The organism is Sphingopyxis sp. H073, from assembly GCF_001468395.1.
GTDB lineage: Bacteria > Pseudomonadota > Alphaproteobacteria > Sphingomonadales > Sphingomonadaceae > Sphingopyxis.
The window spans coordinates 359,237-374,445 of record NZ_LNSG01000004.1 but is presented as its reverse complement, the minus strand read 5'-3'; the positions used below and the strand labels follow the sequence as shown (position 1 = coordinate 374,445).

General features: G+C 65.4%; 17 protein-coding genes. 10 read left to right on the top strand and 7 right to left on the bottom strand.

Annotated elements, in window-relative coordinates:
- Positions 1–18: 18 nt before the first annotated feature.
- The 5 genes from cobT to ATE64_RS09845 all read right to left on the bottom strand — a co-directional run bounded on the left by cobT (position 19) and on the right by ATE64_RS09845 (position 5,233).
- A complete protein-coding gene (cobT, locus tag ATE64_RS09865; protein ID WP_058455398.1) occupies positions 19–1,842 on the bottom strand; it encodes a cobaltochelatase subunit CobT in 1,824 nt (607 codons plus the stop codon).
- A 61-nt stretch (positions 1,843–1,903) separates the two neighbouring features.
- Entirely contained in the window at positions 1,904–3,094 is a 1,191-nt protein-coding gene (locus ATE64_RS09860) for an alpha/beta hydrolase (RefSeq protein WP_082657736.1), read from the bottom strand.
- Complete coding sequence (gene cobS, locus ATE64_RS09855; RefSeq protein ID WP_058455396.1) at positions 3,094–4,083, bottom strand: cobaltochelatase subunit CobS; 990 nt, start codon at positions 4,081–4,083, stop codon at positions 3,094–3,096. Before cobS ends, ATE64_RS09860 begins: the two co-directional genes overlap by 1 nt.
- A gap of 107 nt (positions 4,084–4,190) precedes the next feature.
- Complete coding sequence (locus ATE64_RS09850) at positions 4,191–4,628, bottom strand: nuclear transport factor 2 family protein (RefSeq protein ID WP_058455395.1); 438 nt, start codon at positions 4,626–4,628, stop codon at positions 4,191–4,193.
- An 11-nt stretch (positions 4,629–4,639) separates the two neighbouring features.
- A complete protein-coding gene (locus ATE64_RS09845; protein ID WP_058455394.1) occupies positions 4,640–5,233 on the bottom strand; it encodes a J domain-containing protein in 594 nt (197 codons plus the stop codon).
- Positions 5,234–5,345: 112 nt separating this feature from the next.
- Between ATE64_RS09845 and ATE64_RS09840 the strand changes: the two genes are divergently transcribed.
- Genes ATE64_RS09840 through ATE64_RS09825 form a run of 4 tightly spaced genes read left to right on the top strand, consistent with a single transcriptional unit; the run spans position 5,346 to position 7,217 of the window.
- The gene (locus ATE64_RS09840; RefSeq protein ID WP_058455525.1) at positions 5,346–5,594 is read left to right on the top strand and encodes a BolA family protein; all 249 of its coding nucleotides are present in this window, start codon (positions 5,346–5,348) and stop codon (positions 5,592–5,594) included.
- A gap of 11 nt (positions 5,595–5,605) precedes the next feature.
- Positions 5,606–5,965 carry a DUF2200 domain-containing protein gene (locus ATE64_RS09835; protein ID WP_058455393.1) on the top strand — a complete coding sequence of 120 codons (360 nt, stop codon included), beginning with the start codon at positions 5,606–5,608 and terminating at the stop codon, positions 5,963–5,965.
- On the top strand, positions 5,962–6,333 hold the full coding sequence (locus ATE64_RS09830; RefSeq protein WP_197410149.1) for a cupin domain-containing protein: 372 nt from the start codon (positions 5,962–5,964) through the stop codon (positions 6,331–6,333). Before ATE64_RS09835 ends, ATE64_RS09830 begins: the two co-directional genes overlap by 4 nt.
- Complete coding sequence (locus ATE64_RS09825) at positions 6,333–7,217, top strand: pirin family protein (protein ID WP_058455392.1); 885 nt, start codon at positions 6,333–6,335, stop codon at positions 7,215–7,217. The genes ATE64_RS09830 and ATE64_RS09825 overlap by 1 nt, the downstream gene beginning before the upstream one ends.
- Positions 7,218–7,420: 203 nt before the next feature.
- Here the strand turns inward: ATE64_RS09825 and ATE64_RS09820 are convergent, their stop codons facing one another.
- Positions 7,421–8,239, bottom strand: a complete 819-nt coding sequence (locus tag ATE64_RS09820; protein WP_058455391.1) for a PhzF family phenazine biosynthesis protein — start codon at positions 8,237–8,239, stop codon at positions 7,421–7,423.
- On the bottom strand, positions 8,236–8,814 hold the full coding sequence (gene pdxH / locus ATE64_RS09815; RefSeq protein WP_058455523.1) for a pyridoxamine 5'-phosphate oxidase: 579 nt from the start codon (positions 8,812–8,814) through the stop codon (positions 8,236–8,238). The genes ATE64_RS09820 and pdxH overlap by 4 nt, the downstream gene beginning before the upstream one ends.
- Before the next feature lie 130 nt (positions 8,815–8,944).
- Between pdxH and ATE64_RS09810 the strand changes: the two genes are divergently transcribed.
- Genes ATE64_RS09810 through ATE64_RS09785 form a run of 6 tightly spaced genes read left to right on the top strand, consistent with a single transcriptional unit; the run spans position 8,945 to position 15,168 of the window.
- Positions 8,945–9,868 (top strand): DnaJ C-terminal domain-containing protein, encoded by a 924-nt coding sequence (locus tag ATE64_RS09810; RefSeq protein ID WP_058455390.1) that lies wholly within the window; start codon positions 8,945–8,947, stop codon positions 9,866–9,868.
- A 3-nt stretch (positions 9,869–9,871) separates the two neighbouring features.
- The gene (locus tag ATE64_RS09805) at positions 9,872–10,954 is read left to right on the top strand and encodes a YihY/virulence factor BrkB family protein (RefSeq protein ID WP_058455389.1); all 1,083 of its coding nucleotides are present in this window, start codon (positions 9,872–9,874) and stop codon (positions 10,952–10,954) included.
- The gene (gene fabI, locus ATE64_RS09800; RefSeq protein WP_058455388.1) at positions 10,951–11,778 is read left to right on the top strand and encodes an enoyl-ACP reductase FabI; all 828 of its coding nucleotides are present in this window, start codon (positions 10,951–10,953) and stop codon (positions 11,776–11,778) included. Before ATE64_RS09805 ends, fabI begins: the two co-directional genes overlap by 4 nt.
- Positions 11,771–12,301, top strand: a complete 531-nt coding sequence (locus ATE64_RS09795; RefSeq protein ID WP_058800336.1) for an N-acetyltransferase — start codon at positions 11,771–11,773, stop codon at positions 12,299–12,301. Before fabI ends, ATE64_RS09795 begins: the two co-directional genes overlap by 8 nt.
- Positions 12,302–12,305: 4 nt before the next feature.
- The gene (aroC, locus tag ATE64_RS09790) at positions 12,306–13,382 is read left to right on the top strand and encodes a chorismate synthase (RefSeq protein ID WP_058455386.1); all 1,077 of its coding nucleotides are present in this window, start codon (positions 12,306–12,308) and stop codon (positions 13,380–13,382) included.
- A 1-nt stretch (position 13,383) separates the two neighbouring features.
- Positions 13,384–15,168: an SLC13 family permease gene (locus ATE64_RS09785; RefSeq protein WP_058455385.1), complete on the top strand. Its 1,785-nt coding sequence runs from the start codon at positions 13,384–13,386 to the stop codon at positions 15,166–15,168.
- The last annotated feature ends 41 nt before the right edge of the window (positions 15,169–15,209 follow it).

Here is a 15,209-nt window from a genome sequence, read left to right as displayed (position 1 = left end):
TTTCGGGCAGTCGCCCGGTCAATCGATATCGAACAGGCCTGCGAGCTGTTCGACCATCGTACCGCCGAGTTGCTCGGCGTCCATGATCGTGACGGCGCGGCTGTAGTAGCGCGTGACATCATGCCCGATGCCGATCGCGCAAAGTTCGACCGGCGACTTTTTCTCGATCCACTCGATCACCTGGCGGAGGTGCTGGTCAAGATAGGCGCCGTGGTTCACCGACAAGGTACTGTCGTCAACCGGCGCGCCGTCGGAAATCACCATCAGGATGCGGCGTTCTTCGGGACGGTTGATGATCCGGTGGTGCGCCCACATCAGTGCCTCGCCGTCGATATTCTCCTTGAGCAACCCTTCGCGCATCATCAGGCCGAGCGACTTGCGCGCGCGGCGATAGGGTTCGTCGGCGGGCTTGTAGATGATGTGGCGAAGGTCGTTGAGGCGGCCGGGATGCGGCGGGCGTCCGGCGGCGAGCCAGTCCTCGCGGCTCTGCCCGCCCTTCCAGGTGCGCGTTGTGAAGCCGAGAATTTCGGTCTTCACGCCGCAGCGCTCGAGCGTGCGGGCAAGGATGTCGGCGCTGATCGCCGCGATGCTGATCGGACGTCCGCGCATCGATCCCGAATTGTCGATGAGCAAAGTGACAACGGTATCGCGGAAATCGGTGTCGCGCTCGATCTTGTACGACAGCGAACTGCCCGGCGAGACGACGACGCGCGCGAGACGGGCGGCGTCGAGCTGGCCTTCCTCCTGGTCGAAGTCCCAGGCGCGGTTCTGCTGCGCCATCAAACGGCGCTGGAGGCGGTTCGCGAGCTTGGTCACCGCGCCCTGCAGATGCGTCATCTGCTGGTCGAGATAGGCGCGCAGCCGCGCCAGTTCGTCGGCGTCGCAAAGTTCTGTCGCGGCGACGATCTCGTCATGCTTTTCGGTGAAGCGGACGTAGTTGAAATCGGGAACGTCGGTCGGCAGGCGGTTGGGACGCACGGGCAGCATCCCTTCGTCGCCTTCGCCGCCCATCTCGGGCTCGCCGTCGGCTTCCATTTCCTGCGCGTCGGGGTCGCTGTCGCCATCGTCGGCCTGATCGCCCGCCATCTCGGCGCGCGCGTCGACCTGGCTCTCGCCGCTGCCGCCGTCTTCGCTTTCCTGTTCCTCCTGACTTTCCTCGGCCTCGGATTCATCCTCTTCGCCGGTGTCCTCGCTTCCTTCCTCCATCGGCTCGTCGCCATAGATGAGGTCGAGGTGACGGAGCGCGACCTTGGCGGTCTCGGCAAAGGCGGCCTGATCGTCGATCAGCATCGCCAGCGCGTCGATGTCGCCGCCCGCTTCCTTGGTGATCCATTCGCGCACCAGCGACAGCCCCGTCTCCGTGCCCTGCGGCGCCTGCTCGCCGGTCAGCGCCTCGCGCAGCAGCAGTTCGAGCGCGCTCGACACCGGCACATCATCCTTCGCCTGTGCGCGGCTGATCGGATCGCTGCGCATCCGCATGGTCAGTGAGGCAGACAGATTCTGACGCATCCCCGCCATGTTGCGCGCGCCGAGCGCCTCGATCCGCGCGCGCTCCATCGCGTCGAAAGCCGCGGCGGCGAGCGGTTCGGCGGGGCGGGCGGCGTTGTGGATCTTGTCGCTGTGATGCTTCATTCGCAGCGCATAGCTGTCGGCGAAACCGCGCGCTTCGGCCACCTGATCGCGGGGCAGGGTGCGCGACGGGGTCGGCACCTTGATCGCCTTGCCGATCTGCACCGGTGCGTCGGCGGTGAAACCGACCTCGACCTCGGGGTCGCGGGTGACCGCGCGCGCGACGCTCGACAGCGCGGCTTTCAGATCGTCGAGGGGAGATTGGGTTGCCATGTCGAGTCGAATCTAGCCAGCTTTTGCAATGGAAGGAAGAGAGGGAGGCGCACCGCCCGGCTCAATCCTCTTCGTCGCCGGGCGTGCGGCTGCACGCCGCATTGTCGTCCGGCTTGGGATCGGCGGGGTCGGGAACAAGGCGAAAGACATGCGAGAGGTGCGTCGCGACACGCTGCGGCCGTGCCGGCTTGTCGGCAATAACGTCGATGAAATCGCGGCACACGACCGCGCTGCGCAGGAAATTGCTGTGCCCCGAGGCTCCGCGCGATACATCGGTCGTGTCGATCACGGTCAGGCCCGGAACCCCTGCGGGGTAGCAGCGCTCGGGCAGACCCTTCGCCTTGAGGTCCGCCGCCTGGAACGGATCGAAGCAATAGGGGGAACCGAGCCGCGGATAGCCGTGAAGCGCCCGCGACAGCGCCAGCGCCTTGTCCTTCAGCGAGGTATAGACGGTGATCCGCCGCCCGAGCGCGACGCGGTCGGGTGCCAGCACCTCTTCGACGATGTCGCGCTCGAAAGTTTCACGGTCGACGTCAGGCGAGGCGAGGATGATGTTCGAGATATTCCCCGTGCGCTCGGCGCGGCGCGACAGCCGGTCGGCCGCCCCGATCGCCGGGATTACCAGCCGCGCGCCGAGCGAATGCGAGACGATCACGATCTCCTTCACCCACGGCTTGTCGGCAAGGCTGCGCAGGAAATCGCGGAAATTCCGCACGTCGTGATACATGTTGGTTTCGTCGACCGCATATTTCAGCACCTCGCCCTGCGAGGGCCAGCTATATTCGACGATCGGGCCGTCGAAGCCGGTCATCCGCGCGATCTGCGCCGCGTCCTTCGACGTGGTCTCGAACGTCTCGCGATAGCCGTGAACATAGAGCAGGACGCGCCCCTGCCGCCGGTCGGTCTCCGCCTGCAACGCGCGCCACCAGTCGCCTTCGTCCTGGAACGCCATCGGCGTGCGCAACTTCGTCTTGCCGCCCACGTCGCTTTGGAGCGGCGACGCGAAACGACCGTAGCGCGCCCGGTCGCCCCGGTAACTCAGCAGGCGGACATCGTCGGTCCGGCAATCGGGAAGACGCGTCGTGACGAAGAAGAGCGGAAGCGCCTCGCCATCGATGGTCGCGCCCGCCTGGGCGGTGCAGCGCGGATCGGCGATATAGTCGGCGTGACGAACCTTGCCGTAGCCGACCGGCGAGATGCAGCCCGGTAGCGCCAGCACGGCGGCCGCCACCATCAGGTGGCGCGGACGCATCACTTGCCGACGATCCCCTCGGGCAGATCCTCGCCGAACACGCGCTGGTAATATTCGGCAACGATCATCCGCTCGGCCTCGTCGCACTTGTTGAGGAACGAGAGGCGGAAGGCGAAGCCGAGATTGTTGAAGATCGCCGCATTCTGCGCCCAGCTGATCACGGTGCGCGGCGACATGACGGTCGAGATATCGCCGTTGATGAAGCCCTGGCGGGTCAGGTCCGCGACCTTCACCATATTGGCGACGGTCGCATCGTCGGTGCCGGGAACCTTGGCGAGGATGATCGCGCTTTCGGTCGCGGCGGGCAGATAGTTCAACGTGACGACGATGTTCCAGCGGTCCATCTGGCCCTGGTTGATCTGCTGCGTCCCGTGATAGAGCCCGCTCGTGTCGCCGAGGCCGACGGTGTTGGCGGTCGCGAACAGGCGGAAATGCGGGTTCGGGCGGATCACGCGGTTCTGGTCGAGCAGGGTAAGCTTGCCCTCCGCCTCGAGCACGCGCTGGATCACGAACATCACGTCGGGACGACCCGCGTCATATTCGTCGAAAACGAGCGCGGTCGGCGTCTGCAGCGCCCAGGGGAGCAGGCCTTCGCGGAACTCGGTGACCTGCTGGCCGTCCTTGAGCACGATCGCGTCGCGGCCGACAAGGTCGATGCGGCTGATATGCGCATCGAGGTTGACGCGGATGCACGGCCATTTGAGCCGCGCCGCGACCTGTTCGATGTGGGTCGACTTGCCGGTGCCGTGATAGCCCTGGACCATGACGCGGCGGTTGAACTTGAAGCCCGCCAGGATCGCGAGTGTCGTATCGCCATCGAAGACATAGGCGGGGTCGAGATCGGGAACGCGCTCGTCGGCTTCGCTGAACGCCGGGATCTTCATGTCGATATCGACGCCGAACACCTCGCGTGCATCGACCTCGGTATCGGGCGCGGCGAGGAGCGTCGAACCGTGATGGTCGGGCAGGCTGTTCGGGATGTCGGTCATGTTCTTTGTCCAGCGATACGATAGTCAGGGAGAGTCGCCGCGGGGCGGGACTTCGCCGCCGCGGTATCGTCATGGGTTGCGCCTTGCAACGCCTTATTGGGACGTCGTCACAGCAGTCCGAGCGCCTTCATCACCGCCGACTGGTCGTAATAGGGGCGCTCGCAGACGATCTTGTCGCTGCTCGGCGCGAATTCGAAGCTGGCCGCCATGCGGATACGAAAGGCCTTGCCTGTGGGCTCGATCGTCCGGAGGCCAAGTTTCAAAGGGCCGAGGTGCGTGCCGGTCAGCCAGAACTCGACGAGGACCGTGTCAGTGTCGGCGTCGGCAGCAATCGAAATTACTTCATTCGCCTGATCGGGAAAGGGCTCGCGCGAGGTGGTGAAATAGGAACGCACCGCCGCCTCGCCATCGAAGATCGTGCCAGGGCCGAGCAATTCGTAGCGGGGATGCTCGAACGTGGCGATAACGCCATCCCAGTCGTGCGTGATTTCCAGCGCCATGTGCCGACGCACGACCTCGATCCGCGCTTCGTCGAGATCCGTCATCGATCCTCTCCCTATGCGAAAGCCTTCGTCTTCCTGAGGAGTTGATATGCCTCAACGACTTCGCCGAGTCTCGCCTCGAAACTCCGATCGCCGCCATTCCGGTCGGGATGATATTTGCGGACGAGCTCGCTGTAGCGGCGGCGGAGCGCGCTGCGGTCGGCATCCGGATTGAGGCCGAGCAACTGCATCGCGCGATGTTCCTCGCGGTTGAAGCGCGGGTCGGCCGCCTCGCGCCGCGCCTCGTCCATCCTCTGACGAAACCGCGCGCCGACGGCGTCCATCGGATCCTTGAAATCGGCCCAGCGCGGCGGCAGGTCGGCGCTGCCCGCGGGGCGGAAGGCGCGGCTTTCGGTTTCCCAGCCCGCGGTCGGCGACTGGGCCGCCATGATCTGATCGGCCGTCATGCCCTCGAAGAAATTATAGCCCGCGTTGAACTCGCGAACATGGTCGAGGCAGAGGTAGCGGTAAGGCGGGGGGCCGTCGGGCGAGCGGTGCGAGGAAACCGGCGCGCGAAATTCGCCGGCTTCGCGGCAGCCGGGAACGGCGCAGGGGGCGTCGCGCGGAATGCGGCCGTGGAATCGGGGGGAGCGGGCGGAAGACGGCACAAGGGGCTTTCGGAAACGGGGGTGGGAACCTGTCCTTCGGGAGGTCTTATAATTTGGCGATGGACGGCTTATGGTCAACCCCATGAGCAGCAAAGGCCCCGCACAGCAAGAGATGGAAAGCCTGCTCGCCGCAGCCTTTCCCGACGCCATATTCACCCTCAGCAACGATAGCGCGAATCATCATGGCCACGCCGGCGACGACGGGTCGGGCGAGTCGCATTTCAGTCTCAGGATCGAATGGGCGGGCTTCGCCGGCCAAAGCCGCGTCGCGCGGCAGCGTGCGGTCAACAAGGCGCTTGGTGACCTGCCCGGCCAGCGCGTCCACGCGCTCGCGATCAGGGCGACGGCTCCGGGAGAATAGGACGGTCGGTCATGGATGAGCATCGCATCTACGGCTACAGCTTTGCCAGCGTCTATCCGCACTATGTCGCCAAGGCAGAGCGCAAGGGACGCACCAAGGCCGAGGTTGATGAGATCATTCGCTGGCTCACCGGTTATAGTCAGAAGGAACTGGAGGTGCAGATCGCGACGAAGGCGGACCTCAGGGCGTTTTACGGCGACGCGCCAGCGCTGAATGTCGCCCGCGACCAGATCAAGGGCCTCGTTTGTGGCATCCGCGTCGAAGAGATCGCCGAGCCCCTGATGCGCGAAATCCGCTATCTCGACAAACTGATCGACGAACTTGCGAAGGGAAAGGCAATGGAAAAAATCTTGCGGGCGCCCGCGCCGTGACAATCGACAAGGTCAATCTCGCCGAAGCCTTCGGCAGTTTCCACGATCATTGGAACCCGCGCGTCGCGGGCGATATCAATGACTTCCAGGTCAAGCTGGTCAAGCTGGAGGGCAAGTTCGACTGGCATCACCACACGCAAGAGGACGAGCTTTTCCTCGTTGTCGCCGGCCGCATGAAGATGGCGTTGCGCGACCGCGACGTCATCGTCGAGCCCGGCGAGTTCATCATCGTCCCGCACGGCGTCGAACATTGCCCCGAGGCGCTGGACGGCGAGTGCTCGGTGCTGCTGCTCGAACCCAATTCGACCTTGAACACAGGCAATGTCGAGACAGGAAAGACCCGCAAGACCCTCGAAAGGCTCGGCTGATGTTCACGATCATCACTCCCTCGACCCACGACATCGGCGCGTTCGACGTGCGGCGGACCTTGCCGAACAAGGAACGGACGATGGTCGGCCCGTTCATCTTCGTCGACCAGTTCGGCCCGGCGCATTTCGACATCGGGCAGGGGATGGATGTGCGCCCGCACCCGCACATCAACCTGTCGACGCTGACCTATCTGTTCGAGGGCGCGATCGACCATCGCGACAGTCTCGGCACCTATGCGACGATCCGTCCCGGCGCGTGCAACCTGATGACCGCCGGGCGCGGCATCGTCCATTCGGAGCGCACGCCGCCGGCAGAGCGCGCCAGCGGTTCGCCGATCTCGGGCATGCAGACCTGGCTCGCGCTGCCCGACGGCAAGGAAGAGGTCGATCCGGCGTTCGAGCATGTCGCCGCCGAGGATCTGCCGATCGTCGAGGACGGGCAGGTGTCGGCGCGCGTGATCATGGGCAGCCTGTGGGGCGTCACTGCACCGACGACGCAGCATAGCGCGACGATCTATGCCGACATCCTGATGAACGCCGGGGCGTCGTTGCCGATCGAGGCCGAGGCCGACGAACGCGCGGTGCTCGTCGCGATGGGCGACGCCCGTCTCGATGACGAGGCGCTCGACCGCTACAGCCTCTATATCCTGAAGCCGGGGCAGGCGATGACATTGCGCGCCGACAGCGATGCGCGCGTGATGCTGCTCGGCGGCGAGGCTTTCACGACCCCGCGCCATCTGTGGTGGAATTTCGTCAGTTCGTCGCGCGACCGCATCAGCGAGGCCAAGCGCGACTGGAAGGAGCGCAAATTCCCGCTCGTCCCCGGCGACACCGAGGAGTTCATTCCGCTGCCGGGGATGCCGAAGGTGCCTGACTATCCCTGAGAGGTGATTTTCGGCCGGACCACGACATTTACGGCATCGTCATTCCGAACTTGTTTCAGGATCATTGGCCCGACGTTTCCTTCGGCACCGCGTCAAATTCGAGCTTAGTCCATCGATGCAGAAACAGCGAAGCCATCGCGGAGCCAGCATGACGAGAATTGAGGGGCGGCTCCCCACACCAAAGCGGGACGCTCCCGCCTGAACTACAGCAGGAACTCCCCCGCCAGCGTCGTCACGCAGCGCCCCGAAAGCTCGACCCGATCGCCCGCCAGGCGGCACCCCACATGCCCGCCGCGCGCGCTCGCCTGATAGGCCGCGAAATGATCGCGGCCGAGGCGCGTCGTCCAATAGGGCGCGAGTACGCTGTGCGCCGATCCGGTCACCGGATCTTCGGGTATCCCCGCGCCGGGAGCGAAGGCGCGGCTGACGACGTCGGCGCCCGACGGGTCTCCGGTGCCGGGTGCGGTCGCGATATAGAGGATGTCGCCCTCGCTCAGCGCCGCGAGATCGGGCGTCAGCGCGCGGACTTCCTGGGCGCTGTGATAGACGATCAGCGCATAGCCGCTATCGTGCCACAGCGTCTCGACGACATCGCCGCCCATAGCGCGCGCGACGTCGGGTAGCGGCCTGGCCGTCGCGCGATAGGCCGGGAGCGTCATCAGATAGGCGTCGTCATCGCCGCTTCGTGTGACCTGCAATATGCCTGCCTTGCGCGTGCGGAAGCGCATTTCATTCCGCCATTGCGCCGCCGATAGCAGGACATGCCCGCTGGCAAGCGTCGCATGGCCGCACAGCGCGACCTCGAGCGTCGGGGTGAACCAGCGCAACTCGTAATCGGCCTCGCCGCTGTCATCGGGGACGAGGAACGCGGTTTCCGCAAGATTATTCTCGGCCGCCATCGCCTGCAGCAGATCGTCGCCGAGCCATTCATCGAGCGGCATCACCGCGGCGGGATTGCCGGTAAAGGGCCGGTCGGCAAAGGCGTCGACGCGGGTGATCGGGAAGGAACGCAGCGCGGTCATGGGTAGAGAAGCCCTTTCGTCCATCCTTCGCCGCTGCGGACATAGAGGTTACGCTCGTGAAGGCGATGTTCGCGGTCCTGCCAGAATTCGATCCGTTCCGGCGTGACCCGCCATCCCGACCAGCGCGGCGGGCGCGGCACGTCCTGCCCCTCGAACCGCGCCTGCATTTCTGCGAAGCGGGCTTCGAACGTTGCGCGGCTATCGAGTGGGCGCGACTGGTCGCTCGCCCATGCGCCGAGCTGGCTGTCGCGGCTGCGCGTGGCGAAATAGGCGTCGGCGGTGGCATCGTCGACCGGCGTGACCATCCCCTCGATACGGATCTGCCGCCGCAACGATTTCCAGTGGAAGAGCAGCGCCACATGCGCGTTCGCGGCGAGTTCGCCGCCCTTGCGGCTGTCGAGGTTGGTGTAAAAGACGAAGCCGTCGGGGCCGTGGCCTTTCAGCAGCACCATCCGCACCGAAGGCCGCCCGTCGGGCGTGCTCGTCGCCAGTGCCATGGCATTGCCGTCGTTGGGTTCGCTCGCGCGGGCTTCCGTGAACCAGGTGTCGAACAGCGCAAAGGGATCGTCGGTCATGCGCGCGTCATAATGCGGGGCGGAGCGATGGTCGAGCGAAAGCGGCGGCCTTGACCGTTTCGCGCAATGTTCCCACATCGCCCGCTAATGGGCCTTCACGGCCGGTCACTTATCGGGCTATTGACGACAGATGGCAGACCCTTATTCAACCCTTGGCATATCGAAGAGCGCGACCGAGGCGGAGGTCAAGTCCGCGTACCGCAAACTCGCCAAGGAACTGCACCCCGACCGGAACAAGGACAATCCGAAGGCGGCGGAAAAATTTTCCGACGTGACCAAGGCCTATGATCTGTTGTCCGACAAGACGAAGCGCGCGCAGTTCGACCGCGGCGAAATCGACTCCGAGGGCAACCCGGCGATGCCCTTCGGCTTCGGCGGCGGCGGGTTTCGTGGCGATCCGCGCGGCCAGCCACAGGGCGGTTTCGGCGGGTTCGGCGGCGACGGCGCCGATTTCGGAGATATTTTCGAGGGACTGTTCGGCGGCCGCGGTGGCGGCGGGCCGTTCGGCTTCGGCGGCCACAGCGCACCGCCCGCGAAGGGCGCGAACGTCGGCTATCGGCTGTCGGTCCCTTTCATCGACGCCGCGACCCTGGCCATGCAGCGGATCACGCTGTCGGACGGCAAGACGATCGACCTCAAGCTGCCTGCCGGGGTCGAGACGGGCACGCAGATGCGGCTTGCGGGCAAGGGGCAGCCGGGACCCGGCGGCAATGGCGACGGCATCGTCACCATCGCGGTCAAGGATCACCCCTTCTTCGAACGCGACGGCGACAATATCCGTCTCGACCTGCCGGTCACGCTGAACGAGGCGGTCAGGGGCGCGAAGATCAAGGTGCCGACCGTTGACGGGCCGGTGATGCTGTCGATTCCAGCCGGTTCGACCTCGGGCAAGGTCATGCGCCTCAAGGGCAAGGGTTTCAGCCGGAAGGGCGGCGGGCGCGGCGACCAGCTCGTACGGCTGATGGTCGACCTGCCCGCGAACGATACCGATCTTGCGAAGGCGTTGGAGGGGTGGACCGACGGCCGCGCGGTGCGAGCGGATCTTGGCGTGTGATGCGTGGCTGATCGCAGACAGGAAAATGCCGCTGCCGCGCTTGAGCGCGAAGTGGCCGAGGAAGTCGGCCAGGAATTTCTTGCCGAGGGGCATTCGCCCCACTCGCCCGAAGCCCGCGCCGAGCGCGCGAAGCGCACGCACCTGCGCGCGCGGGCGCAGGGGGTCATCGAGCGCGGGCGCGAGACGCTGGGGCCGGGAACGCGCGTATTTCACGTGCTTCGCCGGGTTGTCGTCGGCACGTACACCGACGGCTTCATCCACGCGGGCAATCTCGCCTATCTCGCGCTGATCGCTCTCTTCCCCTTCTTCATCCTGCTCGCTGCGGTGCTGAGCGTTCTGGGCGGTAGTTTCGGCGGCGAGCGCGCAATCGAGGCGGTGTTCTCGGTGATGCCGCCGACGGTGGCGCGGGCGCTGGAAGGCCCGATCCGCGAGGTGATGACCGCGCGCACCGGGCTGTTCCTCTGGCTCGGCGCGCTAGTCGCCTTGTGGACCGTGGGCAGCTTCATCGAAACGATGCGCGACATATTGCGCCGCGCCTATGGCACGCATTTCTCGCGCGGCTTCTTTCACTACCGCCTGATCTCGATCGGCATCATCTCGGGCGCGGTCGTGCTGATGCTGATCTCGTTCAGTATGCAGGTGCTGATCGTGGGCATCGAGCAGTTCGTCGAGCGTGTCCTGCCGCCCGCCTATCAGTCGGCGGGCGTGGTCGCCATTTCGCGCGGGGTGTCGGGCTTTGGCCTGTTCGTTGCGATCTACCTGCTCTTTTATTCGCTGACCCCGTCCAAGTACCGCACCCGGCAATTCCCCAAATGGCCGGGCGCGCTGTTCACGACGCTCTGGTGGATCGCGGTCACGCTGGCATTGCCTCCGCTGCTTGCCGGCCTGTTTCGCTATGACGCGACCTACGGCAGCCTTGCGGGCGTGATGATCGCGCTGTTCTTTTTCTACCTCGTCGGATTGGGTATGGTGATCGGCGCCGAACTGAATGCCGCGCTCGTCGAGGTTGAGGATTTGGGCCACGACGCTATTGGGCGCGCGGACGATGTGATTATCCAAGACAAAAAGGCCGGAGAAGAAAAATGACGGGTCTGATGAAGGGCAAGCGCGGGCTGATCATGGGTCTCGCGAACGACAAGTCGCTCGCCTGGGGCATTGCCAAGGCGCTGCACGCGCATGGCGCCGAGCTGGCGATTTCCTATCAGGGCGAGGTGATGGAAAAGCGGGTGAAGCCGCTCGCCGAGCAACTCGGCTGCGATTTCCTGCTCGATTGCGACGTCGCCGATATGGACAATCTCGACGCGGCTTTCGCGACGCTGGCAGCCCGCTGGCCGACGATCGACTTCGTCGTCCATGCCATCGGCTACACCAACAAGGAAGCGCTGCGCGGCCATTATGCCGACGTGACGCTCGACGACTTCCTGATGACGATGAACATCAGCGTCTACAGCTTCACCGCGGTCGCCAAGCGCGCGGCGGCGATGATGACGCCCTTCGATCCCGAAACGGGCACCGGCGGCGGCTCGCTGCTGACGCTCAGCTATTATGGCGCCGAGAAGGTGATCCCGCATTACAACGTCATGGGCGTCGCCAAGTCGGCGCTCGAGACCAGCGTCAAATATCTCGCCAACGATTATGGTCCGCAGGGCGTGCGCGTGAACGCGATTTCGGCCGGCCCGATCAAGACGCTCGCCGCCTCGGGCATCGGCGATTTCCGCCTGATCCTGAAATGGAACGAATATAACGCGCCGCTGCGCCGGAACGTCACGATCGACGACGTCGGCGGCTCGGCGCTTTACCTGCTGAGCGACCTGTCGAGCGGCGTGACGGGCGAAACGCACCATGTCGATGCGGGTTATCATACGGTGGGCATGAAGCAGGAAGACGCGCCGGACATTGCGCTTGCCTGACGGCATCGCCATCCGTGCCGCGACGGCGGCGGATGGCGACGCGATCGGCGCGGTGATCCGCGCGGCCTTTGCCGGCACCGGATTCGGGCATCAGGGCGAGGCGCGGCTGGTGCGGATGCTCGAGGCCGATGGTGACGTGTTGACGTCACTCGTCGCCGAGCGCGACGGCGCAATCGTCGGGCATGTTCTGCTCAGCCGGATGGATGTCGCGGCCGACGGCGCGGCGCTGTCGGCGGCCGGACTTGCGCCAGTGTCGGTCGCCCCGGATCACCAGAGGCAGGGGATCGGCGATGCGCTGATCCGCGCCGCGCTCGATGATCTGCGCAAACAGGGTGTGCAGATCAGCTTCGTCCTTGGTCACGAATCTTATTACCCGCGTTTCGGCTATTCGCCCGACCTCGCAGCGCGTTTCGCATCGCCCTTTGCGGGGCCGCATTTCATGGCGATGATGCTGGACTCGGACGCGGCTTGGCCGCTAGGCGGGCGAGCGGACTACGCTCCCGCATTCGGCCGGATGGGATAGGGCAATGAGTTTCAACAGCTTCGGACGCGTCCTTCGCTTCACGACGTGGGGGGAAAGCCATGGTCCCGCGCTTGGCGCCGTCGTCGACGGCTGTCCGCCGCGTCTCTCGCTGTCCGAAGGCGATATCCAGCCCTATCTTGACAAGCGCCGCCCCGGCCAGTCGCGCCACACGACGCAGCGGCAGGAACCCGATCAGGTGCGCATCCTGTCAGGCACCTTCGAGGGCAAGACGACGGGTACGCCGATCAGCCTGATGATCGAGAATGTCGACCAGCGGTCGAAAGACTATGGCGAGATCGCGCAGGCCTATCGTCCCGGCCACGCTGATTACAGCTATGACGCGAAATACGGCATTCGCGACTATCGCGGCGGCGGCCGGTCGAGCGCGCGCGAGACCGCGGCGCGCGTCGCGGCGGGCGGGGTCGCGCGGCTGATCATTCCCGAGGTGCAGATCCACGCCTGGGTCGCCGAGATCGGCGGCGATGCGATCGATCCCGCCAACTTCGACCTCGAAGAAATTGATCGCAATCCCTTTTTCTGTCCCGACCCGGCTGCGGCGCAGCGCTGGGAGGGGCTGATGGACGCCGCCCGGAAGGCAGGCAGTTCGCTGGGCGCGGTGATCGAATGCGCCGCGAGCGGGGTTCCCGCGGGATGGGGTGCGCCCATCTATGCCAAGCTCGACAGCGACCTCGCCGCCGCGATGATGGGGATCAACGCGGTGAAGGGCGTCGAGATCGGCGCGGGCTTCCACGCGGCGCGCCTGCGCGGCGAGGAAAATGCCGACCCGATGCGCCCGGCGAGCGACGGCAGCAACCGCCCCGATTTCCTGTCGAACAATGCCGGAGGCATCGCGGGCGGCATCTCGACCGGCCAGCCGGTGGTCGTGCGCGTCGCCTTCAAGCCGACCAGCTCGATCCTCACCCCCGTGCCGACGATCAACAAGGCGGGCGAGGCGGCCGACATCGTCACCAAGGGGCGGCACGATCCCTGCGTCGGCATCCGCGGGGCGCCGGTGGTCGAGGCGATGATGGCGCTCGTTCTCGCCGACCACAAGCTGCTGCACAGGGCGCAGAACGGCTGACATGATCGAGGCGCTGAGGGCCTTTATCGAAGCGCATCAGGCGGTCATTTCGCTGCTCGTATTGGCCGGCATTTTTGTCGGCTTCCTGATGGAGCGCCTGCCTGCGACGGTCATCGCGATCCTTGGCGCCTGCACTTATCTCGCGCTCGGCATCCTCGATGCCGATGGACTTTATTCGGTCTTTTCCAATTCGGCGCCGATCGTCATCGGCGCGATGTTCGTGCTGTCGGGCGCGCTGATCCGCACCGGGGTGATCCAGCGCGTCGCCGACGCGATCATGAAGCGCGCCGAAAAACACCCGCGCCTCGCCATCGTCGAAGTGCTCGTCGGGGCGCTTGTCGCCTCGGCCTTCCTCAACAACACCCCGGTCGTCGTCGTCCTGATCCCGATCGTGCTGAAACTTGCCGAGGTAACGGGGGTGAGCGCAAAAAAGCTGCTGATGCCGCTGTCGATCGTTGCGGTGCTGGGCGGCACGCTGACCTTGATCGGCACCTCGACCAACCTCGTGGTCGACGGCATCGTGCGGCAGGCGGGGATGGAGCGTTTCGGCATTTTCGAGATCACCCCCATCGGCCTCGTCACCGCGGCGTCGGGCATGATCGGCCTTGCACTGATGTGGTGGCTGTTGCCCTCGGACAAGCCGATAAGCGGGCCCGCGGGGACGCATGATGCGCACCAATATCTGACCGAACTCGTCTTGAGCGAGGACGACGATCTCGTCGCCATGACGGTCGAAGCGTTCCGGGACCTGCCGCGCTCGGGCCGTATCGTCGGCGTGCGCCGGGGCACCGCGGTCGTGCGCGGCGCCGACCTCGACAGCTGGATTCTGGCCGCGGGTGACCGGCTGATCGTCCGCGTCGACGGCGCGACGCTCATGACCTGGCGCGAGCAGGGCCGCTTCGGCCTCGGGATCGGCGGGGGGGAGCCTGCCGAAGGCGACCTCGTCGTCGAAACGATGATCGCATCGAACCATCCGGCGATCGGTCAGCGGCTGATCGATATTCCGTTCCTGCAAAAGATTCGCGCGCGGATCATCGGACTCGACCGTCCGGCGCACGAACCCGGCCCCGACCTCGCCAGCGTCCGCATCCGCCCCGCCGACCGCCTGCTCGTCGCGGCCGGGCCGCGCGAGGTCGAGGCGCTGCGCGACAATCCGCACCTCATCGGCGCGGACCTCGCGAAGGTGCGCGCCTTTCGCCGGGGCAAGGCGTGGATCGCGATCCTGTGCATGGCATCGGTCGTCGCGCTCGCGGCGTTGGATATCATGTCGATCGGGGTGGCCGCGATCATTGCCATCGGCGTCATCCTGGTGACGCGCTGCATCGACAGCGAGGAGGCGTGGGGGACGATCGACGGCGATGTGCTGATCCTGATCTTCGCGATGCTCGCCGTCGGGCTAGCGCTCGAGCAGAGCGGGGCCGTGGCGATGATGGTCGGCTGGGCGCAGCCGATGCTTGCCGGACAGCCGGCGTGGGTGCTGGTATTCGGCATCTACTTCTTCGCCCTGATCCTGTCGGAACTGCTCAGCAACAATGCGGTCGCAGCCTTGATGACGCCCGTGACATTGGCAATGGCGTCAGAGCTTGGCGTCGATCCCCGTCCGTTGGTTATCGCGCTGATGATCGGTGCGTCGGCCTGTTTCGCGACCCCTATCGGCTATCAGACGAACACGATCGTTTATGCCGCAGGCGATTATCGCTTCGTCGATTTCGTGAAGATCGGTGTGCCGTTGAATATCATCACCGGCGTATCGACGTGCCTCGCGATCGTGTTTTTCCTGACCTGAGATTGCCCGCCGCCGACCAGCCTGTTACCCCCGCATGATGA